The sequence below is a fragment of the Aeromicrobium sp. JP4 genome, assembly GCF_054957925.1.
Map to the genome: position 1 here is coordinate 2,850,094 of NZ_CM143290.1, position 26,693 is coordinate 2,876,786.

General features: G+C 66.3%; 14 protein-coding genes and 1 tRNA gene. 8 read left to right on the plus strand and 7 right to left on the minus strand.

The window, feature by feature from the left end:
• Positions 1-31: 31 nt before the first annotated feature.
• A complete protein-coding gene (poxB, locus tag ACY1JX_RS13995; protein ID WP_462564345.1) occupies positions 32-1,750 on the minus strand; it encodes a ubiquinone-dependent pyruvate dehydrogenase in 1,719 nt (572 codons plus the stop codon).
• 10 nt (positions 1,751-1,760) lie between these two features.
• Positions 1,761-2,669: a LysR substrate-binding domain-containing protein gene (locus ACY1JX_RS14000; RefSeq protein WP_462564346.1), complete on the minus strand. Its 909-nt coding sequence runs from the start codon at positions 2,667-2,669 to the stop codon at positions 1,761-1,763.
• Positions 2,670-2,784: 115 nt separating this feature from the next.
• Between ACY1JX_RS14000 and ACY1JX_RS14005 the strand changes: the two genes are divergently transcribed.
• From ACY1JX_RS14005 to ACY1JX_RS14025, 5 genes are all read left to right on the plus strand, one after another.
• Positions 2,785-6,228, plus strand: coding sequence for a bifunctional proline dehydrogenase/L-glutamate gamma-semialdehyde dehydrogenase (locus ACY1JX_RS14005; protein WP_462564347.1), 3,444 nt, complete (start codon positions 2,785-2,787; stop codon positions 6,226-6,228).
• A 72-nt stretch (positions 6,229-6,300) separates the two neighbouring features.
• A tRNA-Met gene (locus ACY1JX_RS14010) sits at positions 6,301-6,377 on the plus strand.
• 76 nt (positions 6,378-6,453) lie between these two features.
• Positions 6,454-6,786 (plus strand): helix-turn-helix transcriptional regulator, encoded by a 333-nt coding sequence (locus ACY1JX_RS14015; RefSeq protein WP_462564348.1) that lies wholly within the window; start codon positions 6,454-6,456, stop codon positions 6,784-6,786.
• 6 nt (positions 6,787-6,792) lie between these two features.
• A complete protein-coding gene (locus tag ACY1JX_RS14020) occupies positions 6,793-7,992 on the plus strand; it encodes a tyrosine-type recombinase/integrase (protein ID WP_462564349.1) in 1,200 nt (399 codons plus the stop codon).
• Positions 7,993-8,113: 121 nt separating this feature from the next.
• Positions 8,114-9,856, plus strand: coding sequence for an FRG domain-containing protein (locus ACY1JX_RS14025; RefSeq protein ID WP_462564350.1), 1,743 nt, complete (start codon positions 8,114-8,116; stop codon positions 9,854-9,856).
• An 877-nt stretch (positions 9,857-10,733) separates the two neighbouring features.
• Here the strand turns inward: ACY1JX_RS14025 and ACY1JX_RS14030 are convergent.
• Together ACY1JX_RS14030 and ACY1JX_RS14035 are read right to left on the minus strand one after the other, a co-directional pair.
• On the minus strand, positions 10,734-11,693 hold the full coding sequence (locus ACY1JX_RS14030) for a hypothetical protein (protein ID WP_462564351.1): 960 nt from the start codon (positions 11,691-11,693) through the stop codon (positions 10,734-10,736).
• Positions 11,678-12,295, minus strand: coding sequence for a hypothetical protein (locus ACY1JX_RS14035; protein ID WP_462564352.1), 618 nt, complete (start codon positions 12,293-12,295; stop codon positions 11,678-11,680). Before ACY1JX_RS14035 ends, ACY1JX_RS14030 begins: the two co-directional genes overlap by 16 nt.
• 349 nt (positions 12,296-12,644) lie before the next feature.
• Between ACY1JX_RS14035 and mobF the strand changes: the two genes are divergently transcribed.
• Together mobF and ACY1JX_RS14045 are read left to right on the plus strand one after the other, a co-directional pair.
• Positions 12,645-16,259, plus strand: coding sequence for a MobF family relaxase (gene mobF, locus ACY1JX_RS14040; RefSeq protein ID WP_462564353.1), 3,615 nt, complete (start codon positions 12,645-12,647; stop codon positions 16,257-16,259).
• 724 nt (positions 16,260-16,983) lie between these two features.
• On the plus strand, positions 16,984-17,256 hold the full coding sequence (locus ACY1JX_RS14045) for a hypothetical protein (RefSeq protein ID WP_462564354.1): 273 nt from the start codon (positions 16,984-16,986) through the stop codon (positions 17,254-17,256).
• Positions 17,257-17,562: 306 nt separating this feature from the next.
• Here the strand turns inward: ACY1JX_RS14045 and ACY1JX_RS14050 are convergent, their stop codons facing one another.
• The 3 genes from ACY1JX_RS14050 to ACY1JX_RS14060 form a co-directional block, all read right to left on the minus strand.
• On the minus strand, positions 17,563-18,945 hold the full coding sequence (locus ACY1JX_RS14050) for a hypothetical protein (protein ID WP_462564355.1): 1,383 nt from the start codon (positions 18,943-18,945) through the stop codon (positions 17,563-17,565).
• A 102-nt stretch (positions 18,946-19,047) separates the two neighbouring features.
• Positions 19,048-19,326 carry a helix-turn-helix domain-containing protein gene (locus tag ACY1JX_RS14055; protein WP_462564356.1) on the minus strand — a complete coding sequence of 93 codons (279 nt, stop codon included), beginning with the start codon at positions 19,324-19,326 and terminating at the stop codon, positions 19,048-19,050.
• A 298-nt stretch (positions 19,327-19,624) separates the two neighbouring features.
• The gene (locus tag ACY1JX_RS14060; protein WP_462564357.1) at positions 19,625-19,936 is read right to left on the minus strand and encodes a hypothetical protein; all 312 of its coding nucleotides are present in this window, start codon (positions 19,934-19,936) and stop codon (positions 19,625-19,627) included.
• 477 nt (positions 19,937-20,413) lie between these two features.
• On the opposite strand from ACY1JX_RS14060, the gene ACY1JX_RS14065 reads away from it, so the two are divergent.
• Positions 20,414-26,692 (plus strand): DNRLRE domain-containing protein, encoded by a 6,279-nt coding sequence (locus ACY1JX_RS14065; protein ID WP_462564358.1) that lies wholly within the window; start codon positions 20,414-20,416, stop codon positions 26,690-26,692.
• Position 26,693 lies beyond the last annotated feature (1 nt).

Genomic DNA, 26,693 nt, shown 5'->3' on the forward strand with positions numbered 1-26,693 from the left:
GCCGAGCCTAGGGCGGCTCGACGGGGTCCGCTCAGAGCACCTGGCGCAGGTTCGCGCGGGCGAGGTCGACGATCTCGTCACCACGCCCGGACATCACGGTCCGCAGCGCGTACAGGGAGAAGCCCTTCAGCTGACTGGCCGTGACGGACGGCGGCACGGTCACCTCCTGGCGCTCGGTGATGACGTTGACCAGCGCCGGGCCGTCGTGCGCGAGCGCCTCGGCGAGGGCGGGCTCGAGGTCGGCCGACCGGTCCACGCGGATGCCGCGCAGGCCGATCGACTCGGCCACCTGCGCGAAGTCGGGGTTGCGCAGGCCCGTGCCCCAGTTCACGAAGCCGGCGGCCTTCATCTCCAGCTCGACGAAGTTCAGCGAGCTGTTCTCGAAGACCACCACCTTCACCGGCAGTTCCTGCTGGACGAGCGTGATCAGCTCGCCGAGCATCATGGTGAGCCCGCCGTCGCCGGCGAGGGCGACGACCTGCCGTCCCGGATGCGCCGACTGCACGCCGATCGCCTGCGACACGGCGTTGGCCATCGAGCCGTGGCTGAACGACCCGACCAGTCGGCGGCGGCCGTTCATGTGCAGGTAGCGGGCCGCCCACATGACGGGCGAGCCGACGTCAGGGAGGAAGACCGCGTCGTCGGCCGCGAGACGGTCGATCGCCCGCGCCACGAACTGCGGGTGCTGGGCGCGCCCCTCCTTGACCGGCTCGGCGAGGTCGTCGAGCTTCTCGCGCGTCTTCCTGTAGTGGGACACGGAGTCGTCGAGGTGCTTGCGCCGCTCCTTGCGCTCGAGCAGTGGCAGCAGGGCCCTCGTGGTGTCGCGCACCGTGCCGACGAGTCCGAGGTCGAGCGGGACGCGGCGGCCCAACTGCTCACCGCGGACGTCGACCTGGATGACCGTGGCGTCCGGGTAGAAGTCGGGATAGGGGAAGTCGGTGCCCAGCATCAGCAGGGCGTCGCACGCCTCGATCGCCCGGTAGCCCGAGGCGAAGCCCAGCAGGCCCGTCATGCCCACGTCGAACGGGTTCTCCCACTCGACGTGCTCCTTGCCGCGCAGGGCGTGCACGACCGGCGCGCCGAGGTGGTCGGCCAGCGTGATCAGCTCGTCGTGCGCCCCCGCACAGCCGGCACCGGCGAGGATCGTCACCTTGCCGGCGCCGTTCAGCAGGTCGGCGGCGCGCTGGAGCTCGGCGGCGGAGGGCGTGACGCGGGGCTCGGACTCCCGCACCACCGTGACGGTCTCGTCCCTCGCCTCCATCAGGGCGACGTCGCCGGGGACCACCAGCACCGCGACGCCCTGCTTCTCGATGGCCGTCTGCATCGCGATCCGCATCATCCGTGGCATCTGGGACGGGCTCGAGACGTGTTCCACGAAGACGCTGCACTCGCGGAACAGCTCCTGCGGGTGGGTCTCCTGGAAGTAGCCGGTGCCGATCTCGGACGTCGGGATGTGCGCGGCGATCGCGAGGACCGGCACGCGCGACCGGTTCGCGTCGTAGAGGCCGTTGATCAGGTGCAGGTTGCCCGGGCCGCAGCTGCCGGCGCAGACCGCCAGTCGTCCCGTCGTCGCCGCCTCGCCCGCCGCGGCGAAGGCCGCGGCCTCCTCGTGGCGGACCTGGACCCACTCCACCTGCGAGTTCCGCAGCGCGTCGGTGAACCCGTTGAGGGAGTCGCCGGGGATGCCGTAGACGCGCTCGACGCCGTTGGCCTCGAGCGTGTCGACGATGTTCTTCGCGATGGTGGCCATGACCTCGACGCTAGGCTCCGCCGCGTCCTGCCGCCACCGCGCGGGACAGCGCCTGCCTGGTGACGGTGACGCCGGGGGAGGGTGCCGAGGCGCGCCGCGCGGAGGTGAAGATCGTGCGGTGCGGGCGGCCCTCCAGCCGGTGCAGCGCCACGGGAGGCTCGCGGTTCAGCCACAGCAGGTCGGGGAGCAGCGCCACGGCGTGACCCGACTCGATGAGGCTGATCTGCGCCTGGAGGTCGGCGGTCTCGTAGCGGACGTCGGGCTCGAAGCCGGCCACCCGGCAGGCCTGCTCGGCGAAGTGCCGCGAGGCGACGCCCGGTGGCTCCATGACCCACGGTGCGTCGGCGGCCTCGGCGATCGAGGTGATGTCGCCGAACCGGCGGCCGGCGGGCGGCACGGCGAGCCGCACCTCGTCGGTGGTCAGGTCGACCGCGTCGAGCTCGGGATGCCACGGGGTGTTGTGGCCGGGGTACTTCTCGGCGATGACGAGGTCGAACTCGCGCGCCCACGTCTCGTACAGGGCCGACTCGGGCTCGCGCTGGGTCATCGTCACGCGCAGGCGGGGGTGCTCGGTCTCCAGGATCGACAGGGTCGCGGGCATCAACGCCAGTGCGACGGACTGGAACACCGCGAGCCGGAACGTGCCCGTCGCCTCGTTGAGCGAGGCGGCCAGGTCGGACTCGGCCTGCTCCAGTCGCTCGAGGACGGCCGCGGTGTGCTCGACGAGGATCTCGGCCTGCGGGGTGAGCTGGACGCGGCGCCCGACTTTGCGCAGCAGCTCGACCCCGACCTCCTGCTCGAGCAGCGAGAGCTGCTGCGAGACGGATGAGGGGGACTGGTGCAGGGCGGCCGCGACGCTGGCCAGAGTGCCCCGGATCTGCAGCTCCCGCAGGAGGCGGAGACGACGGACGTCGAGCATGAGAACCCTTCATCAAGACTGATCGATATTGGTCACAAAAGATCGCTTTACCTTAACTCGTGGTCCGGCTCACACTGGGAGGACGCCGTGATCTCCCCGCTCGGAAGGCCTTCCCGTGATCGACCAGGTGACCCCCGTCCCCGCCCCGCCGACCGCCGACCCGCTGGCCGAGGAGTCGGTCGCGCTCGTCCGTCGCTGGCTCGCCGAGTCGGCGCAGGTGCCCGCCGACAAGGCCGGTGCCCAGTTGGCCGGACTGCTCAAGGACCCGAAGGGCCTGGACTTCACGGTGGGCTTCATCGACGGCGTGATCCGCCCGGAGGACCCGAGGATCGCGGCGCGGAACTTCGCCGCCCTCGCCTCCGAGGTGCCGGCGTTCCTGCCATGGCACCTCCGCAACGCCGTGCGCCTCGGCGCCCTGGCCGGCCGCGTCGTGCCGCGCCTCGTGATCCCGGTCGTGCGCCGTGCACTGCGGTCGCTCGTGGGACACCTCATCGTCGACGCGACCGACGCGAGGCTGGGCCGCAGCATCGCCAAGATCCGCCGCGACGGCGTGCGGCTGAACATCAACCTGCTGGGCGAGGCCGTGCTGGGCGAGCGGGAGGCGGCCCGCCGCCTGCAGGGCACGCACGAACTGCTGGCCCGGCCGGACGTGGACTACGTGTCGATCAAGGTGTCCTCGACCGTGCCGCCGCACTCGCCGTGGGCCTTCGACGAGGCGGTCGACCACGTCGCCGAGAACCTGCTCCCGCTCTACCGCGAGGCCGCCGCGGCCGCGTCGCCGAAGTTCATCAACCTCGACATGGAGGAGTACCACGACCTCGACCTGACGATCGCGGTCTTCACCCGGATCCTGGACACCCCCGGCCTGGAGGACCTCGAGGCCGGCATCGTGCTGCAGGCCTACCTGCCCGACTCGGTGCGCGCGATGATCCACCTGCAGGAGTGGTCGGCCGCACGCCGGGCACGCGGCGGCGCCGGCATCAAGGTGCGCGTCGTGAAGGGGGCCAACCTGCCCATGGAGCGCGTGGATGCGGCGATCCACGGCTGGCCGCTCGCGACGTGGTCGACGAAGCAGGAGTCGGACACCAACTACAAGCGCGTCCTCGACTACGCGATGCACCCCGAGCGGATCGCCAACGTGCGCATCGGCGTGGCCGGTCACAACCTGTTCGACCTCGCCCACGCCTGGCTGCTGGCGGGCGAGCGGGGCGTGCGCGACGGCGTCGAGATCGAGATGCTGCTGGGCATGGCGCAGAGCCAGGCCGAGGTCGTGCGCCGTGACGTGGGCGGGCTGCTGCTCTACACGCCGGTCGTGCACCCGAAGGACTTCGACGTCGCGATCGCCTACCTGATCCGCCGCCTCGAGGAGGGCGCGAGCCACGACAACTTCATGTCGGCCGTGTTCGAGCTCAACGACGACAGCGAGCTCTTCGAGCGCGAGAAGAACCGCTTCCTGGCCTCGCTGGCCGCGCTGGACGACTCGGTGCCCGCGCCGAACCGCACGCAGGACCGCTCGGCTCCCGTGGCCGAGGTGGAGCCGGGCGCGCCGTTCGGGAACACGCCCGACACCGATCCGTCCCTCCCGGCCAACCGGGCCTGGGGCCGACAGATCCTCGCGAGGGTGCCGGGCTCGAGGCTCGGGGAGGACCTCGTCGCGGAGCACACGCTGACCGATGTCGACGCGCTCGAGTCGGTCATCGCGTCGGCCGTCGCCGAGGGGGAGGCGTGGGGCCACCGTCCCGCCGTCGAGCGCGCCGACATCCTCGAGCGTGCCGCGCTGCGCCTCGAGCAGCGACGCGCCGACCTGCTGGAGGTCATGGCGTCCGAGGCGGGCAAGACACTCGACCAGGGTGATCCCGAGGTGTCCGAGGCGATCGACTTCGCTCGCTACTACGCGCACCTGGCCCGGGGCCTGGACTCGGTCGACGGCGCCACGTTCGTGCCGTCGCGGCTGACCGTGGTGACGCCGCCGTGGAACTTCCCGGTGGCGATCCCGGCGGGCTCCACGCTGGCGGCACTGGCCGCCGGCTCCGCCGTGGTGATCAAGCCGGCGCCGCAGGCCGCGCGCTGCGGCTCGGTCATGGTCGAGGCCCTGTGGGAGGCGGGCGTACCGCGGGAGGTGCTGCGGCTGGTGCACGTGGAGGAGTCCGACCTGGGCCAGCGACTCGTGTCGGACCCGCGCGTCGACCGGCTCATCCTGACCGGCGCCTACGAGACGGCCGAGCTGTTCCGCAGCTTCCGTCCCGACCTGCCGCTGCTGGCCGAGACGAGCGGCAAGAACGCCATCGTCGTCACGCCGTCGGCCGACTTCGACCTCGCCGCCAAGGACATCGCGGCCTCGGGCTTCGGTCACGCGGGGCAGAAGTGCTCGGCGTCGTCGCTCGTCATCCTCGTCGGCTCGGTCGCGACCTCGAAGCGGTTCCGTGAGCAGCTGGTCGACGCGGTGACGTCGCTGACCGTGGGCTGGCCGTCGGACCCGGAGACGCAGATGGGCCCGCTGATCGAGCCGGCGAGCGGCAAGCTGCTGCGCGGGCTGACCACCCTCGACGCGGGGGAGTCGTGGCTCGTGCAGCCGCGGCGCCTCGACGAGGCTGGACAGCTCTGGTCGCCCGGCATTCGCACCGGCGTGAAGCGCGGGTCGACGACGCACCTCGCCGAGTACTTCGGGCCGGTCATGGGGATCATGACCGCCGAGACGCTGGAGGAGGCGCTCGAGATCCAGAATCAGGTCGACTACGGCCTCACCGCCGGCCTCCATGCGCTCGACCCCGAGGAGATCGCGGTCTGGCTCGACGGCGTGCAGGCGGGCAACCTCTACGTGAATCGCGGGACCACCGGGGCGATCGTGCGGCGCCAGCCGTTCGGTGGCTGGAAGAAGTCGGCGATCGGGGCGGGCACGAAGGCGGGCGGACCTCACTACCTCTTCGGGTTGGGGGAGTGGCAGCCGGCTCGGTCCGCGGCCGCCGCGAGCCCGGACCCCCGGGCCGAGCGGCTGCTGAGGGCGGCGCGCGAGGCTCATCTGCCGGTCGACGACGTGGCGTTCCTAGAGCGTGGCTTCAGCAGTGACGCGGTGGCGTGGCGCGAGGAGTTCGGCGTCGCCCGCGACATCTCGGACCTCTCCGTCGAGCGGAACATCCTGCGGTACGTCCCGACGCGGGTGCACGTGCGCCTGGCTGCCGACGCGCGGCTGGTCGACGCGCTGCGGGTGATCGGCGCCGGCCTCACGTCCGTCGCCCCGCTGCAGGTGTCGTCCGCGATCGACGTGCCCGAGTCGGTGGGCACCGCGCTGCGTGCGTTCGGCGTCTCGGTGATGGTCGAGGACGACGCTGCCTGGATCGCGATGGCGTCCCGCCTGACCAATGGCCGGGTCCGCCTGGTCGGCGGCAGCCGCTCCGCCGTGGCCGAGGCGACCGGCGGCAAGCCGGACCTCGCGATCTACGCGAGCCGCCCCACCGAGGCCGGCCACGTGGAGCTGCTCCCGTTCGTCCACGAGCAGGCCGTGAGCATCACCGCGCACCGGTTCGGCACGCCGAACCACCTGACCGACGACCTCATCTGAGGTGGGGTGGTGAGCACCACAGCCACCCCGATTTGGGCTCGCAGTAACCCTCCGGTAATGTTGTCTGAGCAACGCGGGGTGGAGCAGTTCGGTAGCTCGCTGGGCTCATAACCCAGAGGTCGCAGGTTCAAATCCTGCCCCCGCTACCAATCAGGCCCGGAAATCCAACGGATTTCCGGGCCTGAAAGTTTTGAGACTTGATCAACCCTCCACTTACCCTCCACATTGGCCTCTCTGAAGGCCGATTTGCTGATGCTTCTCACAGACGGCACCGACTCGAACCGAGTGATGACGGGCCGCCTGGGCGAAGTTGCTCACCTCATGGACATGAACACTCCATCACCAGCTCTCAGCGGGCTCGAGCCCTTGATCAGCGTGGACGAACTGTCCGAGTACCTCGGCATCCCGGTTCGGACCATCTACGACTGGCGGCTGACCGGCCACGGGCCGCGAGGTCTTCGCGTCGGACGGCACCTCAAGTTCGCAGTCTCCGACGTCGCTGCTTGGGTCGATGCCCAGCGCGAAGCCTCACCACCCGGGGACTCACGGAAGGCGTGATCGGTCATGTCTAAGCCCAGGATCGAGATCGGCACCTTCGGCGTCATCGAGGTCACCACACTCGCCAGCGGCATGGTCCGTGCGCGCGCACGATTCCGTGACGAGGACGGACAACTGCGTCGGATCGAGGCCAGAGGCGACACGGCCGCCAAGGCCCAACGGCGGCTGAAGCACAAGTTCGTCGAACGCCTCGAGCTCGCCACCGATGGCGACGAGCTGACTCCGGACAGCCGGTTCGGCCATCTCGTCGAGGTCTGGCTTGAGGATCTCGACCTGGAGAACCGGCTCGCCAGGAACACCCGCCAGCTTTACGAGCGGAACATTCGCAATCTGGTGCTTCCCACGTTCGAGCACCTCACCCTGCGGGAGATCACCGTCCGTCGGGTCGATCGCTTCATCAAGACGCTCGCGTCGACCAAGAGCTACAGCTACGCCAAGCAGGCCCGCACCGTGATGGGTCTGGCACTCGGTCTGGCCGTTCGCTACGGCGCTCTGCGATCCAACCCGGTGCGGGACATTGCTCCGCTGCACAAGCCGCCGTCGAAGGCCATGGCGCTGACGTTCGACCAGGTCGAAGCAATCCGCCGCGCTGCACGCGAATGGCGACGTGGTGCCGGGTGGAACGGGCCAAGACCGGACGGGCAACTGGAGCTGATCATCGAGGTCATGCTCGGCACCTCGGCCCGTATTGGCGAGGTGCTCGCGATCCGCAAGTGCGACGTCAACGTCACCAGTAGACCGGCGACCGTGAGGATCTGCGGCACGATCGTCTCGCCCAAGGGAGAGGCAACCTACCGTCAGCCCCAGACCAAGACGCTCCAGTCCACGCGAGTGGTCCACGTGCCCAGCTTCGCTACCGAAGCGATCCGACAGCGACTTGTCGTCATAGCCGATGAGGAGCCTGAACACCTCCTGTTCTTCACACGCAACGGCACGCCGCTCACGACGAACAATGTTCGTCGGCGGTTGCGCACGGTCTTGGACGACGCTGGTCTGCCTGGTGTCTCTCCACACGCGTTTCGAAGGACCGTGGCGACAACTTTGGATCGCGCCTCCGGGGCGGAACTGGCGGCCGAGATGCTGGGACACACGTCATCGAAGATCACGAAGGCGCACTACATCGAGCCGGACGAGATGGTCGACCCCGTCACGGCAGAAATCCTTGAGGCGTTGGCGCCCCGTCCTGATCAGTGGGACGGCGCATGAACATTGGGTCTAAGGCTGTGGCATGACGCGCCTGCTCCTGTGACGGATGGTTCGCCAACAGTTTGGTCGGCACGGGGTTGATTCGGCACCGGCTACCTACCGGAGTCGATAACCTCTCGGGATGGATTCGGACGACCCAGGAGCCCCGGACGAGAGTCGCGACTCGAATGAAGGTCTAGAACCCGACAAGAGCCAGCCGCTCGATGCTGCGCTCGCGGATGCCGCTCGGGAGGCGGTGCAGAGTCCGGACGTTTTGGAGGCCATCGATCGCGCCGCTCGGCGCCAGGATCTTGGGGCTGGTGTGCTCGCGGGTCTGACGGGGCGGCCTACCTCCGCGGCGACGAGGGCGGTCGATGCTGCGCTCGCGGACGCCGCTCGGGAGGCGGTGCAGAGTCCGGACGTTTTGGAGGCCATCGATCGCGCCGCTCGGCGCCAGGATCTTGGGGCTGGTGTGCTCGCGGGTCTGACGGGGCGGCCTACCTCCGCGGCGACGAGGGCGGTCGATGCTGCGCTCGCGGACGCCGCTCGGGAGGCGGTGCAGAGTCCGGACGTTTTGGAGGCCATCGATCGCGCCGCTCGGCGCCAGGATCTTGAGGCTGGTGTGCTCGCGGGTCTGACGGGGCGGCCTACCTCCGCGGCGACGAGGGCGGTCGATGCTGCGCTCGCGGACGCCGCTCGGAGCGCAGTCCTGAGCCCGGACGTTTCCGAGACTCTCAGGTTGGCTGCGAGGAGGGGAGTCGCGCGTGCGAATCCGACAGACCCCGCACTTCTGTTCGCATTGGAACGATCGCGAGCCCCCGAGATCGACGCCCCGGAGGACGAACCAAAGTCTCCGGAGGCGCCACATGACCGGACGATTGCCTCTGTCGGCAGCTTTTCCCCTGACTTCGAAGGCCCGGGCAGCTTCTTCGCTGCTTACGAGCTTGTGATCAATTCCTTCGCTGAATTGACGAACTCGGTCCAGGCCCTCGCTGCTGCGCGGCGAGAGCTCACCTTCGTCTGGCGCGGCCAACAGAATGCCGAGTGGGGTCTCCACAGCAGCCTCTATCGAAAGCTCATGACTCACTATGGGTTGACGGTGGCGCCGACCTCCCCAGGCGAACCCGCCGTGCAGCGGTTTCCCGATGAGGCCGACATGCTCGCTGCTGAGCTCGCGATTCTTGACGAGGCCGTTGAATGGCGAATGTCAGACACATCTGCACTTGAGCTGCTCGCGCGCCTGCAGCACCAAGGTGGACCGAGCAGGCTCTTGGACGTGACTCGAAATCCTCTCATCGCGGCGTGGTTCGCAGTTGAGGCTGGAACGGCGGACGACTCGGATGCGCGACTATTCGCGCTAGCGACGGGCCCAGTCCTCGAAAGCCGTGACAGGCCGACAGACCCGCCCGTAATTAGTGAAGTACTCGCTGGCAGTCGATATCCGTTCTGGGCGTACAACTCGCCCGAGGATCGAGTCTCTGCCGCTTGGGGGACGGGTTCCAGGCGACGCATCTGGATCCCGCCCGCATACGACGCGCGAATCGCGGCTCAGAACGCCGCCTTCCTGCTCGAGGGTGTCCCGATGCTTACGAAGAAAACTATGCGGCTATTCCTCAACCCCAACGGTCGACAGTTCAGTCCCGTCGACGTCGCCGCTTCAATGTCCGTCTACGCGAGGCCCGTCCATCCGCATAGCCGTCCACGACCAATCAAAGCGAACTTGGCGCCGATCTTCAGTTTCCGGATCGCAGCGAGTGCCAAGGAAGAGATTCGGGAGATGCTTGAGCGGACCTATGGCTTCTCGTCGTCCCTGATCTATCCAGACATTCAAGGCATGAGTAACCGACTCCAGACTCGTTCGGAATGGATCGGAGAACGCACATAGTGGGTCGCGGCTGCGCCGACCCTCAGTTCGATTGGAAGCGCCCGCGCACTGCTGCACGTCATCGTGGGCGGAGTAGGTCAGGGAACGGGCCGGAGTGATCGTTCATTCCGTGGCATGCGGCTGGTCCAGTGCGTGAGGTTCGCGTCCGCCAGGGTGTTGCGGTGCGCCCATAGATCTCCGCGTGCGACGGGCTTGGGGGGTGTTCGGGGGTGTTCGGGGGTGTTCGCATGGAGTGGCTCAGAACTTTCTCAAACTTTTTTGCGAACGGCGTCTGACCTGCGCGAACACCCGCGAACACCCCTCCCAAAAGTGACTTGAGCGGGGGTGTTCGCGGCAGCTGAGCGTCTGTCAGGGCGCACAGTGGAGTCATGGATCTCACGGGATCGGCGCTCCCGCCAAGGGAGCTGGAGGGCGCGAGAACATTGCCGTTTGATGGTGCTTGTGCGCCGTGTGCGCTTGTTGCCTGCGCCGCTGACCGTAGTCGTCGCCGACCAGGGGCAAGGGTCTTCGAACGCAGGCTCTCGTTTGGGGATGGAGATCCCGGATCCGATTCGCTTCGAGCGAGTGGTTCGACGCTAGGTTCGCGGTGCTTGGTTCCCGGTCCGCCGGCGGGCCAGGTTCGCGTTTGCGCAGGTCAGACGGCGCCGCCGAATCGGCGGCACCGTAGGTTGCCGGAACGTCCTGTGCGGGTCGCGTTTGCGCAGGTCACGCGGTGATGCCGATTCGGCATCACCGTAGGTTGGGCTGTGGTCACCGGCAGGATGAGTCGCACAGAGAAGCCCGCGCGGGAGCTCGGCGGACGGCCGCAAATGAGGTCCGCGGTGGATCGCTTCCTTGGGAAGCTGATGGGCGTCGTGTTCTTAATCTGTCGTCGCCGTTACTGCACGAGCACTTGTGCTTCGCCGACAGCGACACGGACCGACCGCTCTAGCCCGTTCAGGCGGATGACTCCGCTCTGGCCGGCGCCTTCCCAGGTCACGACCCAGGTCGAGGTCGCGGTGACGGTGAACCTGTCGTCGGGCAGGCCTCCGCTCGATGTCTCGTAGGTGTGACCGCACGTCGGTGACTTCGATCTCCCGAACGCGGCCTTGTAGACCGTGCCCCTGTTGCGGCACGTGATCTTCGTTCCGTCGCCCATGTCCCAACGGATGCGCTCCACTCGCGCGGTGGCGGTGATGGTGATGCCACCCGCGGACGCGGACGCCGTGATCGGCCCCCACGTGTGCTGGTTCGGCGAGGCGACCCACATCCACACCGGCATCCCCACGATCCCGATGCGATCCGGGCCGGGCTCGGGCACGATCCCGATGTCGATCGCCCGCAGTCCCATCCGGTCGACGGCGATCTGGGCGACTTCTCTCGGTGTCGGACCGGCACCCGAGTTCACTGGCGGAGTGGCCGACCAGACCTGGATCTGCAGATCGGTCTGGGGTTGCCAGCACTCATAGACGTCGCCGTCGCCGGGCTCGTGACCCTGCCACGCCGGATCGCCAGCGATGGGTTGCGGATCAGCGAGACGGACATAGCAGTTCAGGGCGTTCGACCAGTACCCAAAATCGGTGCTACACGGGACCGGACCCGGCGGTGGCTTCGGAATCCCGTTCTTCGTCCCATCCCAGTAACAACTGGCACCGCCTCCCGAGTCCTTCGGTCCTCCAGAACCCGGGTCGCCAGGTTTCGCCGGCTTGTCAGGGACTTCGGCGTAGACGGAACACAGACCGCTCTCGGGATCGACAACGTGACACTCGGGTGCGGCGTACGCCACGAAGGACCCGTCGACGACGAGACTCAGCGCCGCAGCGCAACATCCAATGATGGTGATCAGGACGCGACGCAAGGTGTCTGCTCGATGTCCTGGCTCGAAGCGACCCGCCACGCGCCGTCGGGATCTGAATCCCACTCGAAGTTCGCGATCGTGTACCGAATCCATCCCGTGCTGGGACGGTCGGCACGCACGACGGATTTTCCGTCTTCATCGATCAGGTCGACACCGCTGACGTCATAACAGACATCGATCAGGACGGCCGGCACTCGTCCGGCCTTCGGGTCCGAGTTGTCGAGGTTTACTGACTGGACTTTGAGCTCCGCGATCTCGGTGTCGCCAGTTTGATGAACGCCGTCTCGACGCGCGTTCTTGAAGACCCGTTGCTGTGCCGTCAGCTCGGTGCTGATCGCCACCTCCTTCAACGGCGAGAACGACTGACTCGGATCCTTCCTCAGTTCATTCCGGACGACGAAGTACTCGCGGAGCTTCGCCTCAGCGGTTCGAGTGGCGAGCTCCGCCGGGGTCGGGGGAGTGGTGGCTGTCGAGGCCGAAGCTGTCGGCGAGGCCCACGTAGTCGCCGTGGGCGGCTCGCCGTCGTCATTCGAGCACGCCGCCAGCGCGGCGAGCAGGAGTGCTGCTGTCGCGAGAAGCCGTACGCCGCGTGTGGTCGTCATCGCCCCCGATGCCTGCCTTCCTCCACGGGTGACCCGGGGAGGACGCAGACGGCGCGACCACCGAAAACCGGTGAAGACGCCGTCACGACCTATTGAGCCACCGGAGGAACGAGAAGCGCAACTGTCTTCCATGGCTGATCTGCTCCTTCCGAATTCGTAGTCCTGAACCGAAGGTGTGCCGCCGGGTCCGAACACCCCTTGCCGCCTAGGTGTTCGCGGCTGGTGTTTGGAGGGTTACACGTCTGGCACCTGAGGTCGGCTCAGCGAGGGTCAACCTGTGGATAAGTCGATCGAAAACGGTGCTGTGGTTCGTGGCACGCACCTCTGTTGAGCGGGAGGTATCGAAGCGATGACGGTGTCGATGAAGGTGATGTCTGCCGGCGACGGCTACAAGTACCTCCTGAAGTGCGTCGTCGCCGCGGACGGGGACCGCGCGTTGTCGACGCCCTTGACCCGCTACTACGCGGAGGCTGGGACCCCTCCTGGCCGCTGGCTCGGTCGAGGGGTGTGCGCGATGAGTCGGGGAGTCCTGTCGGCGGGCGATCCGGTGACCGGCGATCAGCTCGCGCTCTTGCTGGGCGCGGGCCGCGATCCGGTGACGGGGGAGCAGCTGGGTCTGGCGTTTCCGCAGTACGCGTCGATCTGTGAGCGCATCGCGAGCCGTGCAGCCAGCCTGAGCGGCTCACTTAGCGAAGACCAGCGGACAGACGCGATCGGGAAGATCACGGCGGAAGAGCAGGTACTGGGGGAGAGCCGTGCGGTAGCGGGCTTTGACTTCACGTTCTCGGTGCCGAAGTCGGTGTCGGTGCTGTGGGGAGTCGCCGACGCCGGCACCCAAGCGCTGATCGTCGAGGCGCACCACGCGGCCGTCAAAGAGACCCTGGATCTGCTCGAGCGCGAGGTTGCGGTCACTCGCGTCGGCCGGAACAACGGAACTGGTGCGGTCGCGCAGATAGATGTCGTCGGCGTGATTGCGGCCGCGTTTGATCACTGGGACTCACGGCTCGGCGACCCGCAGCTGCACACGCACGTCGTCATCTCCAACAAGGTCAAGACCGTTGGTGACGGGAAGTGGCGCAGCCTCGACAGCCGCCCACTGTACGCGGCCGTGGTCGCACTGTCCGAGCACTACAACGCCGTCCTGGCCGACCGCATCACGCAGCGGTTCGGCCTGGACTGGGAACAGCGTCAGCGGGGCAAGGACCGCAACCCCTCGTGGGAGCTCGCGCGCGTCTCTGAGCGACTCGTCGATGAGTTCTCCGGCCGGGCTCGCGCCATCGAGGTCGAAAAGGACAGGCTCATCAGGGACTACGTCGCTGCGCATGGGAAACGGCCGTCGCGCACCACGGTCATCCGGTTGCGTGCTCAGGCGACACTCGCCACGCGGCCGGACAAGCAGGTCCGTGCGCTGTCAGATCTGACCGATGAATGGCGCGTCCGGGCTGACCGGATCCTGGATGGGCCGGCGCTGATCTGGGCGCACGGGCTCACCCAGAACGCGCGATCGCGGCACACGCTCCGGGCCGATGACGTCAGCCTCGACGTCGTCGACCTTGTCGGTGGGACGGTCGTGACGGCTGTGAGTCAGAAGCGCTCGACCTGGCGACACTGGAACCTCTGGGCCGAAGCTTCACGACAAACGATGTCCTGGCGGTTCGCGACGGCCGATGATCGCGAGGAGGTCGTGCGACGAGTCGTCGAGGCGGCGGAGCAACAGTCGCTGAGGGTCACGCCACCTGAGCTAGCCGTCAGTCCGCAGGTCTTCAGGCGGCCGGACGGTTCATCGCAGTTCAGGCCTCGCCATGGAATCGTTTACAGCTCGAGCGAACTCCTCGCGGCGGAGGGCCAGCTCCTCGCCCGAGCCGACGACGTGACGGCACCTCTCCTCAGCTCTCACGCCATCGAGCGTCACGCGCACGGAAGAGCGCACGGGACACGACTCACCGAGGAGCAAGGGCAGGCGCTCGCTCGCATCGCGGCTTCGGGTCGCCGAGTTGATCTCTTGATCGGTCCGGCTGGCGCGGGCAAGACCACTGCCATGCGTGCGCTGCGCCGGGCGTGGCAGGACGAGCACGGTAAGGACAGCGTGGTTGGACTTGCGCCCAGCGCGGTTGCCGCGCAGGTCCTCGCTGACGACTTGGGGATCGCCTGTGAGAACACCGCCAAGTGGCTGTACGAGTTCGACCACGGCCGCACGGCGCTGCGAGCCGGACAACTGGTCATCATCGACGAGGCCACGCTGTCCGGAACCCTCGCGCTCGACCGGATCACTAGCCTGGCCGAAGACGCCGCCGCCAAGGTCCTGCTCGTCGGCGACTGGGCCCAACTGCAATCGGTCGAGGCCGGCGGAGCATTCAACCTCTTGGCGGCGACCCGGGGCGACGCTCCCGAGCTCACGGAACTTCACCGCTTCACTCAAGACTGGGAGAAGACCGCCTCCCTCGACCTGAGGTTTGGCCGGCCCGCCGTCATCGACACCTACATCCGTCACGACCGGGTCCGGGAAGGCGCTACCGCCCAGATGATCGACGCTGCGTACAACGCGTGGCGAGCCGACACTTGCGCCGGTCGCGAGAGCATCCTCGTCACCGATTCCACCCACTCCGTCATCGAACTGAACAACCGTGCTCGAGCCGAGCGCATCCTCGAGGGAGACACAGACGCAGCCCGCGAGGTAAGTCTCGCCGACGGCACCTGCGCCTCGACTGGGGACCTCATCATCAGCCGATGCAACGATCGCCGACTCGCGCCGTCGCGCGGCGGGTGGGTTCGCAACGGAGATCGCTGGCGTGTCTTGTCCGTCGGGCGTGACGGCTCACTCCACGTCGAACGACTCGGCGTCCGGCCTAGTCGCTCGGTCACCCTCCCGGCCGTGTATGTCGCCGAGAGCGTCGAACTCGGCTACGCCATCACCGCTCACCGCGCCCAAGGCGTCACCGTCGACACCGCCCACGTCGTCGTCTCCGCCTCCACCACCCGCGAGAACCTCTACGTCTCCCTGACCCGCGGCCGCGACACCAACACCGCGTACGTCGCCCTCGACCAGCCGGACGACAGCCACACCATCCCCGAAGACCCCGAGATCTCTGCCAGATCGGTCCTGCACGGTGTACTGCAACACTCCGGCGCCGAACTCTCCGCCCACCAGGCCATCGAGGCCGAGCACGAGTCTTGGTCGTCGATCGCTCAGATCGCCGCGGAGTACGAGACCATCGCCGCAGTCGCCCAACGCGACCGGTGGATCGACCTCCTCACCCGGACGGGCTTGACCAACGACCAAGTTGACGACCTGCTCAACTCAGGTTCTTTCGGTCCACTCGCCGCCGAACTTCGCCGAGCCGAAGCCAATCACCTGGACCTCGACGCTGAACTTCCGCCACTGATCGCCCAGCGATCGCTCGCAGGCGCCAACGACATCGGTGCCGTACTCATCAGCCGCATCCAGCGCATCGTCGCTCGGCACAGTCACCACCACCAACGGGGACCCCTGCGACTCATCGCGGGGCTGATTCCGATCGCCGAGGGCCCGATGGAAATCGAGATGGCCAAAGCGCTCGCCCAGCGACGCCAACTCATCGAGAGGCGCACGGATGCCCTCGTCCAACGCTCGCTCGCCCGCCAGGAGCGGTGGTTGAGGCGACTCGGTCCACCCCCGCCCGCGGGCAGCCCTCAGCGCGACCGATGGCTACACGAGCTGCGAGCCGTGGTTACCTACCGCGATCGGTACCAAGTCGATTCCGTGTCGGGATTCGGCGACACTGGCTCGGACGCGCAAGGGCACGACCGCGCCTGCGCCCTGGGAGCGGTTCGACGCGCCCGCGCGATAGCCGACATTGGGCAAGCATCTGGCGACGAGCTCGGGCAAGAAGCTCTTCGAGCGAGAGTCACTGGAGCGCTGGGGTCGAACGATTTCGCATCTCCTGACCCGCGCCAGCCCGACGGAGCGTCCTTCGTCCATGGGTAGAGCGACCTCTATTGCTCGACCACGCCGTACCGGCGAAGTCGGTGGAACCAGCGCATCTTCCGGGCTTGCTAACGAGCGGGCGAATCGGGCAGCGGAAGATTCCGTATGCGAAAAGGGCTCGGGCCTGCAGCACGTTCCCGTACGCTCGGCCTCGCACTTCCTGCGTCGCAAGGGCTACCAGGCGGTCGCGGTCGCCGTCTTGATCGTCGCCAACGGCGTCGCCCGCGCCCTCATGTAAATGTGATCGATCGAATCGAGGTTTAGCGCATAGCAACCGCGTCAGAGAGACGGGATGTAAGTCCCGAGGAAGTCAACATAGTGCGTGGTGGTTATGAGTACGAAGTGTTCTCGCTGCCTCGATTTGTACCTCTCAGAGGAATCGACGGTGCCGACCCAATCAGCGGGGTAATCCTGGCTCTGTACGTGCTACTCGTTGGCCAACTGTCGAGATGGATTCCCGTGAACGTGGCGGTGGTGCGCAAGCGCTACCGGCAAATGGGTTCTGGGAAAGTCGTCCATAAGGAACGGATGGTGGCGGGTCCGAATGTCGCCGTGCGGGTATCGCAACTAGCGGAGGCTGTCGCGCGCGGCCATTTCGAGGACGATGGGAACAGTTAGGTAGGAAGTACCACTCTTCTCTGTGATATATGGGGGCCGGACACCACGAAATGTCGGTGGAATCCATCAGTATGGCTGGAGTTGACGACCGGCAAGGAGACGGAGAGTGATGAAGACGCTGATGGTCGGATACGACCTGAACAAGTCCGGGCAGAACTACGACAAGTTGATCGAGGCGCTGAGGTCGTACGGCACATACTGGCACCACCTCGACTCAACGTGGTTGATCAGGACATCAAAGACGTGCGTTCAGGTACGCGACGAGTTGAAGGCGCATCTCGACAGCAACGATGAGCTCTTGGTCGCTGAACTCGCTGGTGTCGCGGCGTGGTACGGCATCAACCAGAAGGGTTCGAAGTGGTTGAAGGAGCATCTCTGACCCTTCGGTCAGGCAATGCCAAGCTACGCAAGATGACCGGGTTTCTCCCTAAAGCGCGTTGTTGCCGGCTAGGAGTTACAGGACGGTATCCAACAAGGCGCAGACCGAGGCGACCACTAGGAGGACCCAACTGATGAGTTCCCAGAACACGCGGCGATAGTTGAGGATTTCTTCGGGATAATCCGCAAGCGCTTCAAGTACTTCGCGTCTCGGCCGCAGCTTTCGGAGAGGGCGTCGCCATGGGACGTCTTTCACACGCACCGCTCCGAAATGCTCGGCCTATGAAGCCGCCCAGTGAGTCGATGATCATAAAGACTCAGGTGCCGGATCTAGTCGGAGAAGAACTCTGAGCATTGCGGTCAGATCCTGCGGCGGCTCAACGTCGACTTGCAGCTCGCCCTCAAACACCTCATCGCGATCACGCGCGGTTGCCTGCCAGGTTCCGCGAACCGAGGAGAGTTCTGGTGAGCGGACGATGAGTACAAGGTCGTCGCTGTCTGTTCGGTGTGTCTGACGAGGGCGCAGGTCCCCCACGGCTATGTCGACAGTGACCGAACCTGAGTTGCGGAAAGTCACTCCTGACTGCGTAAAGTCGTGGGACGGGACGGTGGGCGACATGAATGAAGCCATCCGGTAGGCCTCCGGACCCATAGGCTTCTGCCGCGGACCCCATGGTCGTGGCGGCTTAGGGAGGGAGTTGAGGGAGACAAGATCCGCGCCAGGCGAGCCCCATTCGATGCCTTCGACGGCACCTTCGAGATGGACCGACAGCTGCATATCGGGAAGGTATGTGTCGGCACCATTTGAGATCTCGAATGCGACGCCGCCGAATGCATGGGCACTAACTCGATCAACGGCTACCGGCCACGCGTCCTTGGCGGCCTGTTCCCAGTCGGCGATCTCGGCCTCGTACTCTTTGCTGGTTCGGTGTTCTGGGGTACTCATGCTGGCCGCGATCGCCGCGAGCCCCGTGACCTCCATTCCGGAGAAGCCAAACCGGGACGTCTGCTTGCGGATCTCCCGTCGGCGTGCTTCGAGCAACCGATTCCTTGTTTTTGTGATGTAGTCATCTAAGGAATCTGCCTCGTGCACCGAGTAGCGATGCGCCGATCCGACAGTGCGAACATCCAGCGACACTGGCGATTGACGCTGCTTGCCGCGACCAACAAGTTGCTTGATCTCGTCCGCGTGGGCAGGTCGTGTCTGACCTTCGCTTCGAATGTAGATCGCGCCATTTGCGAGGCCATCACCGTCTTTATGGCACACGAAGAGGTCCTGGCCGAATACCGGAGGGTCAACGATGATCAGGAGGACTTGGTTCTCCGAGCCCTCGATGGAGAGTCTCTGAAGGTCCCATCGTGGACCTTCAGCACTGAGGTAGGGCTTGATGCGCGTTGCGATCTCCATTACCTCAACGGGCGCGACGCCGCTGATCGTGTCGGTGCCAACTCCGAGCACCATGATCGCCCGTCCGTCGAAGGCCCGCGAGGCGAGGTCAGGCATCCGGTTGGCGGCCCCAAGAATGAACTTGGCGATCTTTGCGACATCGGACTTCTTCTCGAAGTCGAGGCTGCTCTTTACCTCCAGGTAGTGGTGCTCGACTTGATCGCCATTCGCCGCGATCGCCGCGATAAGCTCGCGTGCGGCGAGTTCGCCTTGCGGCAGTCGGGTGATGTCGAGCTCGGCCACAGCCCCTCCAATTGGACTCAGTCCGTCCAATCAGATCATGGGCGACCGACAGAATCACCGATTCTCGGCCCTCAAGGACTTCGAGTCTTCGGGGGACGAAGCCTACTGCGGGTTCGGCGTCACGAGGCCGTCCAGTAGCAAGCCCGGTCCGACGCCGAGCCCGCCGGCGATCCGCAAGATGTTGTCGAATCGGATGCTGCGCTGACGGCGTTCGACGTGGCCAAGGAAGGTCCAGTGGACTCCAGCGCGGGCGGCGAGTGCCTCCGCGAGCGACCTTAGGCCTTCGCGCAACTCGCGAACACGCCGGCCGAACTCGACGGTGGCGGCGGAGGGCGGCTGGCGGGGCTTGGACGGCTGACCACCCAAGCCGATCCGCCTCATGCGGAATAGACCAGAAGATGATCGTCCTATCGGACTTGCTCCAGCGCCGTTACCGCTGAGCTTCGACGGTTCGTGGAGTTTGACCTTCTGGCTGAGACCCGACTCGGCGGGCGTGTCTATTTCACCGCCACGGACTCTTTTTATCGGAAGGCATTCGAGGCGATCAGCGAAGCGCTCAGGGTGGAGAGTGAGCGGCTACAGCAAGAGACCCTTCCGCGATGTAGCCGCGACCTCGCGGCAGAGCAGATCCGTCTTGGCCTTGGACAGGACGTTGAACGCGGGTCATGGGGTTCGGCATCTAGCAACCGATCGCACCTACGAGCGCAAAGAATGACGCGACAACCAGCAAGACCCAGCCCCTCAGCTCCCACAGGACCCGTTGGTAGTTGAGTAGATCCTCGGGGCGTTCAGCAAGCGCTCGTCTAACCTCACGCCTGCGTTGTTGCCGCCGTGCGGGACGAAACCGCGGCACTTCCTCGATCAGTTCACGCACGGTGTTGAAGTGCTGAACCAACTCGAGTTCGACGTCGCGGATCGTGCGGAGTCGCCAGTACGCCTGGATGCAGGTTCCGGCCAGGGCCGTGATGAGTGCGACAGTTGTGAATTCCACGGCACGAAGAATGCTCGATCGAGCCGACAGAACCTTCGTCGGTTCGTGAGGATGGAGGAGCACGACGTTGTGGCAGTCACGGCGGACGTCCCTGTCGCGTCGACGCACGGGTTCACGATCGAAGTGAAGCGAGAGCTCAAAAGATGTCTCCGCGGCGGCGCCTGTCTGCGTACGGCGGACAAGCCGCCGCGTACTCGGTGATTGGGCCCAGCGTGTCTCTCGAGATCTCTTCGATCTGACCGACCAGTCGCACGGCACGCTCTCGCTGCAGGAGTGAGTCTGGGGTCCAAGCGGTTGCGCTGCGAAGGATAAGACACGAGTTTGCCAAGCGCGACTTGGGCGACCTAAGATCCGCGTAAGAAAATCGCATGTTGCTCCTGTGACTGGTGTGACAACCGATTGTGAATAGACGATTCTCGGGGAGTAACGATGCGGGTTCACGCGACGCGGTCTGGCTTAGATGTCAGGCCCTCGGTCTTGGCGACGCTGGTCGCCGCGAGCGCGACGGCCTTGGTGGTAGGTATCGCAGCGGCACCGAACGCCGTAGCTGAGGAAGCTCCCGCGCCGGGCGCCGTCGAGCCAAAGACCGCGCGAGATTCTGATGGCGACGGTTCGGTGGATCGCCCGGATGCGGTGTCGGCGTCCTCGACTGCTCGGGCTCTGGACGAGCAGGTTGAAGTGTTGTCGGAGCGGACCGCCTCGACTCGCACGTTGGCGAATCCGGACGGGTCGTTTACGACCGATTCGTTCGCCGAGCCGGTCTGGACCGAGGATGAGGACGGCTCGTGGGAGCGGATTGATCTGACGCTGGTCGAGACTGAGGATGGTTGGTCTCCCAGGGCCGCCCCTGTGGATGCGGTGTTCTCGTCCGGTGGGGACGCGACCTTTGTCGAGCTGTCCGATGTCGAGGGTCAGGATCTGAAGTGGCAGTGGCCCTCGGATCTGCCGGAGCCGAAGGTGGATGGTGCGACACTGACCTATCCGGACGTGGTGGAGAACGGAGACCTGGTGGTCACCGCCCTCCGCACCGGGTTCAGTCACTCGATTGTCCTGCGCGAGGAGCCCACGGACGGTCTGCAGATCCCGATCCCGGTCCAGTTGGGTGACGCCGAACTCGAGGTTGGCGAGGATCGCTCACTCGCTGTCGTCGAGGGCAAGGAGACGCTGGTCACGGCTGTCCCGCCGGTCATGTGGGACGCGACCGAGACCGATGCTGGAGATCCGGCGAATGTGGCGCCGGTGGATGTCGAGGTCGAGCAGGACGGCGCCGACGCGACCTTGGTGCTGACGCCCGATACTGAGATGTTGAGTGACCCGACGACTGAGTACCCAGTGACGGTTGATCCGACGTTCGTGGTGCAGGCGGGCAGTAGCGCTTGGGTGCAGACCACCAACTATCCGAACGCGATGCTGAACGACGAATTCTTGCGCGTCGGCACGTACAACGGGGGAACCTACAAGGCGCGTTCGTGGGCGCGGTTCTCATCGTCTGCCTATGCAGGCAAGCAGATCCTGGATGCCAAGCTGAGGCTCTACCCTTCGGAGTCGCAGGTGTGCGGGTCGGCTCTGTTCCGAGTCAAGCGAATCACACAGACGTGGTCCGGGACCACGCTGAGCTGGGCGAACCAGCCGGCAGTGACCAACGACGACCAGACATCAGCGACCTTGGCGTCCAAGGGAGGCCCGTCGGCCTGTTCGGCGAAGTCGTTCGACTACATCAACGTCACCAACATCGCCAAGTCGTGGGCGGCCGGCGCCGCGAACCACGGAGTGCGGATCACCGCAGACAACGAGACAGACAACAGGTCGTGGCGCAAGTTCCGGTCGGCGCACTACACCGGCAGCGAATCGCTGATCCCGCAGATCACGGTCACGTACAACCGGCCTCCGGCGACGCCGTCGGCGGTCACGGTTGCGAACTCCACGTCCAGCGGCGGAACCCTGTACGCCCGGACTGCCAAGCCGCGAGTCTCGGTCACCGTCGCGGACCCTGACGGGGGTACGGTCCGTTCGAAGATCAAGATCATCCAGGGCAGCACCCAGGTCGGCGCGGACCAGCTGTCGGCCTATGTGGCGTCTGGTGGCACGGCGGTCAAGGAGCTGCCGACGCTGACTGACGGCACCTATCAGTTGCGCGTCTACGCGAACGATGGCCATGCCGACTCAACGTCTTACAAGGCGGTTCCGCTGGTCGTGGACACGGTCGCTCCGCCGACCCCGACGGTGACCTGCACCGGAGGTGTCGCCTCGGGTCAGTGGTATGACACGCGGCCGGCCGAGTCGACCAGCTGCACGGTGACGTCGGCGGGCGCAAAGACGATCACTTGGACGCGTAACAAGCAGCCGCAGACTGCGCTGGCGGCGAACGCCTCGGGCGTGGCCACGACCCCGGCGATGCCGATCGCCAACGATGGAGTCCTGGGTCTGCAGTTCATCGCGACCGACATCGCGGGCAACCCGTCGGCAGCGAGCGTGTTTGGGTTCGGTACCGGCGCGGGCGCGACGATCACTCCGGTCCAGGGCGAGCGCACCAGTTCGACCACGCTGGTCACCGCCGAAGGCCCCGGCGGCGCCTCGGGGGCGCACATCGAGTACCGGGCACCCGGTGACGACACCGCGCCTTGGGTGACGGCGACGAAAGTTAGTGGAGCTAGTTCGAGCGGGAGCGTGTCGGTGTCCACGTCGGACTTCGGGACGAGTCTGACTCCGTCGATGACGTGGGACATGGGTGCCGAGGCCGGTATTGCCGCGCCGGCTGTACGAGACATGCGCGTGTGCTTTGAGTCCGATGGCATCTCCAAGTGCACGCCGTCGCGTCAGGTGACCCTGGTGCCGGCCGCATTCGGGTCGAGCTTCCCGAATGAATCCTTCGGCCCGGGGACCCTGGCCCTGTCCACGGGCGAGTTCTCCCTGGACCAGACTGACGTGTCCGTCCCCGGATTCGGTGGCGATCTGGCGATCGGCCGCTCGCACCGGTCCTTCGCTGGTGCGACCTCCCCGGCCGCGTCGGTATTCGGCCCCGGCTGGGTGGCCGACCTGGCCGGCCCAGAGGCAGGAGAGGCGTCGCTGGAGGTCGTCGACCGTACCGCCAGCGAAGCGGCGATCACGCTGGTGTCCCCGGATGGTTCCTCGGCGACCTATGTGCACGAGGGCGACGAGGCCGCCGCTCAGCTGGCGGGCTACTACGTGGGTGATGCCGAGACGAGCACCGACAACGACGTCCTGGAGCTCTACAGCGAATCGGGCACCAAGAAGCTCACCCTGACCCAGGAGGACGGCACCGAGACCACCTGGAAGCATGTGGGCTCGGGTAACTGGGTCATCGACGAAGTTCAGGAGCCTTTCGAGACCGGGTCCACGAAGTACGACCACCACCCGGACGGACGAGTCAAAGCCATCTACGGCGCCGCACCCACCGACGTCACGTGTAGGCCTGACAACCCGGGCGAGCCCGCGGGCGGCGGCCAGTCCGCCGGATGCCGCGCGCTACTGCTGCACTACAACACAGACAACCTCCTGACGAAGATCGACCTGCGGATCTGGGACCCCGTCCCGGACACCGACGGCACGCCCTCGAACGCCGCGGGCATGAAGACCATCACCGTCGCCGAGTACACGTACGTTGACGGCCGGCTGGCTTCGATGAGCGACCCGCGGCTCGGCGCCGCGCTGAAGACCGAGTACGAGTACGACACCATCGGCTCCAAGACCGTGGTCACGAAGATCACCGAGCCCGGTCTGACGCCGTGGCGCTTCACCTACGGCACCAGTGGCGACGACGAGGGCAAACTGACCACGGTCAAGCGCGCCCAGACGTCCGGGTCCGACGACGCCACCTGGACGGTCGACTACACGACACCGCTCAGCGGCACCGACCTGCCAGACGTGACCGCCGGCGGGGTGGCAAAGTGGGGTCAGACGAACCCGCCCGTTGCTGCGGCGACCGTGTACGGGCCGGACGCCCCGACGAGTCCAGCGCCGTCCGACGGCACGATCTCCTACTGGGACACCGAAGGCCGCACCACCAACACCGCCACCTACGGCGCCGGGGACTGGCAGCTCGACACGGCCACCTACGACGCCAAGGGCAACGTGGTCTGGGCGCTCGACGAGGGCAACCGCGGTCAGGCCTTGTCCTCCAGCACGGTGGCGTCGGAGTCGGCCGAGGTCGCGAACACGCTCGCCACGATCACCACGTACAACGCCGACGGCACCCGGGCCGAGTCGACCACCGGCCCGACCCGGACGGTCATGCTGAAGAACGGTGACGTGATCGCCGCGCGGGACTACTCCGAGACCGTCTACGACGACGAAGCCGCGGCCGAGAACGTCCCCGCCCCCGGTCGGCCGACCCCCGAACCCGACGCGCCGGCACTGAACCTGCCGGTCGAGGAACGCGGCGGCGTCATCGACGCCGAAGGCACCACCTACGACATCACCCGCACCCGCTACCGCTACGACCCCATCGAGACCGGTGACGGTGACGGATGGACGACCGGTAACGCGACCCACACCTCGACCGAGCTCGGATCGGGCTGGTCCACCACCCAGACCCGCTACAACGCCGACGGTCTGCTGATCGCCAGTACGACCCCCGAAGGAGTCGCCGCCAGCGGTAGCGACCGCCAGGTCCGCACCACCGTCACCACCTACTACACCGCCAACACCTCCGCATCGGTCGAGGCCTGCCGCGACAAGCCCCAATGGGCAGGACTGGTCTGCCAGACCGGCCCGGCCGCTCAACCCGCCAGCGGCGAGCCGATCCCGGTCGAAAAGACGACCGGCTACGACTACCTCCTGAACCCCACACGCCTGGTCGAGACATCCGGCTCCATGAGCCGGATCGAGCTGACCGGCTACGACACCGCAGGCCGCAAGACCAGCGAGTCCACCACCGTCACAGGTGCACCGGCCGCGGACCAGCCAGTGGCCGCGACCACGTATGCCTACTCATCGTCGACCGGCCTGCCGACCACCGTCACGAGCGGAGGGTCGACACAGACCACCGGCTACGACGCGTGGGGCCGCACCATCAGCCAGACCGACGGCGCCGGCAACACCGCCGAGACGACCTACGATGCCGCCGGACGCATCAAGACCAGAAAGAACGACAAGGGCACCTACACCTACACCTACGACGGCACTGACGCCAACGGTGACGTCGAGAAGCGCGGTCTGGTGACGAAGCTCGACGTCGATCTCGCCTCCGGCCCGGACGAGATCACCGCCGCCTACAACGCTGACGGCAACACCACCAAGACCGTCTACCCAGGCGGGATCACCTCAGTCCGCAGCTACGACCCGGCCGGAACCGAGACGGCCCTGGCGTGGACCGACGCCAACGAAGTCGACCTGGCAGCGTTCAGTCAGACCGTCGACGCCGACGGGAAGGTCCGCCAAGCGTCTTCACCCGGCTCGTCACAGACCTACACCTACGACGACCGCGACCGACTCACCAAGGTCGAGGACACCACCGGTGACGGCTGCACCACTCGTACCTACCAGTTCACTCTCGACTCCAACCGGACCGGTCTGACCACCACCGGAGCCGCCGCCGACGGAACGTGCACCACCAGCGGTGGCACGACCAGCACCTCGTCGTTCGACCAAGCCGACCGGATTACCAACCCCGGCTACCTCGACGGGTACGACGCGCTGGGTCGGACTCGGACCGTCCCGGCTGTCGATACCGACGCGCCGACCGGGGGCGCGTTGACCGTGGCATATCACGCCAACGACATGGTCGCGAAGCTCACCCAGACCGTTCCCGACGCCAGCGGCAATGTCACCAAGTCCAAGTCCTACGGACTGGAGGCAGCCGGACGGATCGGAACGACCATCGAGACCGTCGATGGCGTGGGGGTCCGTGAGGTCGTCAACCATTACGACGACTCCGGTGACAGCCCGTCGTGGGTCGCGACCAAGACTCGACCCGACGCTGCCACGACCTGGGAGGAGTCCTGGACCCGCAACATTGAGGGCATAGACGGGGATCTCGCGATCACCGCCGCGAAGGACGGCACCGTTACGCTGCAGATCGCGAACCTGCACGACGACATCGTCGCCACCGCCGACCTGGCCAACCCCACGTCGGGTCTGGCCGGGTACAGCGAGTCCACTGAGTACGGCATCGCCCGAGACGCCAACACGGCACTTGGCGGCCAGTACGGGTGGCTCGGAACAAAACAGCGCTCGACCGACACGATCGGCGGACTCACCCTCATGGGCGCCCGCCTCTACAACCCGACCACCGGACTCTTCCTCTCCAGAGACCCGGTCGCCGGCGGCAACGACAACACCTACACCTATCCTGCCGACCCCATCAACATGACCGACCTGACCGGCGAATGGGGGTGGAGAAGCAAGGTCGCGAGCCACATGAGGAAGCACTGGAAAACGTACGCTTCTGTTGCAGCCATGGCGCTTCCAGGCGTGGGCGCCGCAGCCTGGGCCTACCGCGGATACAAACTTGCGCGCGGCGGGGTCTATGTCGTGCGAACCAGTACGGGTGGCAAGTACGTCGGGCAATCGTCGAACGTCGGAAAGCGCTTGTCTCAACACGTCAAGTCCGGGAAGATCACCAAGAATCAGTCGAGAACCGCTCGGGTTAAGCGTGTTCGAGGCGGGAAGACACAGCGGGAAGTGCGCGAGCAAATTGAGATCAACAGGCGTGGCGGGATCAGAAAGCTCGATAACAAGGTGAATCCGATCGGGAAGAACCGCCAGCATCTGCTTCCCGGTCGTCACAGGAGATGAC

Excerpts from the sequence above, each read along its gene's own strand:
- poxB (WP_462564345.1), bottom strand. The coding sequence starts at position 1,750 with ATGGCCACCATCGCGAAGAACATCGTCGACACGCTCGAGGCCAACGGC.
- ACY1JX_RS14000 (WP_462564346.1), bottom strand. The coding sequence starts at position 2,669 with ATGCTCGACGTCCGTCGTCTCCGCCTCCTGCGGGAGCTGCAGATCCGG.
- ACY1JX_RS14020 (WP_462564349.1), top strand. The coding sequence starts at position 6,793 with ATGTCTAAGCCCAGGATCGAGATCGGCACCTTCGGCGTCATCGAGGTC.
- ACY1JX_RS14025 (WP_462564350.1), top strand. The coding sequence starts at position 8,114 with ATGGATTCGGACGACCCAGGAGCCCCGGACGAGAGTCGCGACTCGAAT.
- ACY1JX_RS14035 (WP_462564352.1), bottom strand. The coding sequence starts at position 12,295 with ATGACGACCACACGCGGCGTACGGCTTCTCGCGACAGCAGCACTCCTG.
- mobF (WP_462564353.1), top strand. The coding sequence starts at position 12,645 with ATGACGGTGTCGATGAAGGTGATGTCTGCCGGCGACGGCTACAAGTAC.
- ACY1JX_RS14055 (WP_462564356.1), bottom strand. The coding sequence starts at position 19,326 with ATGAGGCGGATCGGCTTGGGTGGTCAGCCGTCCAAGCCCCGCCAGCCG.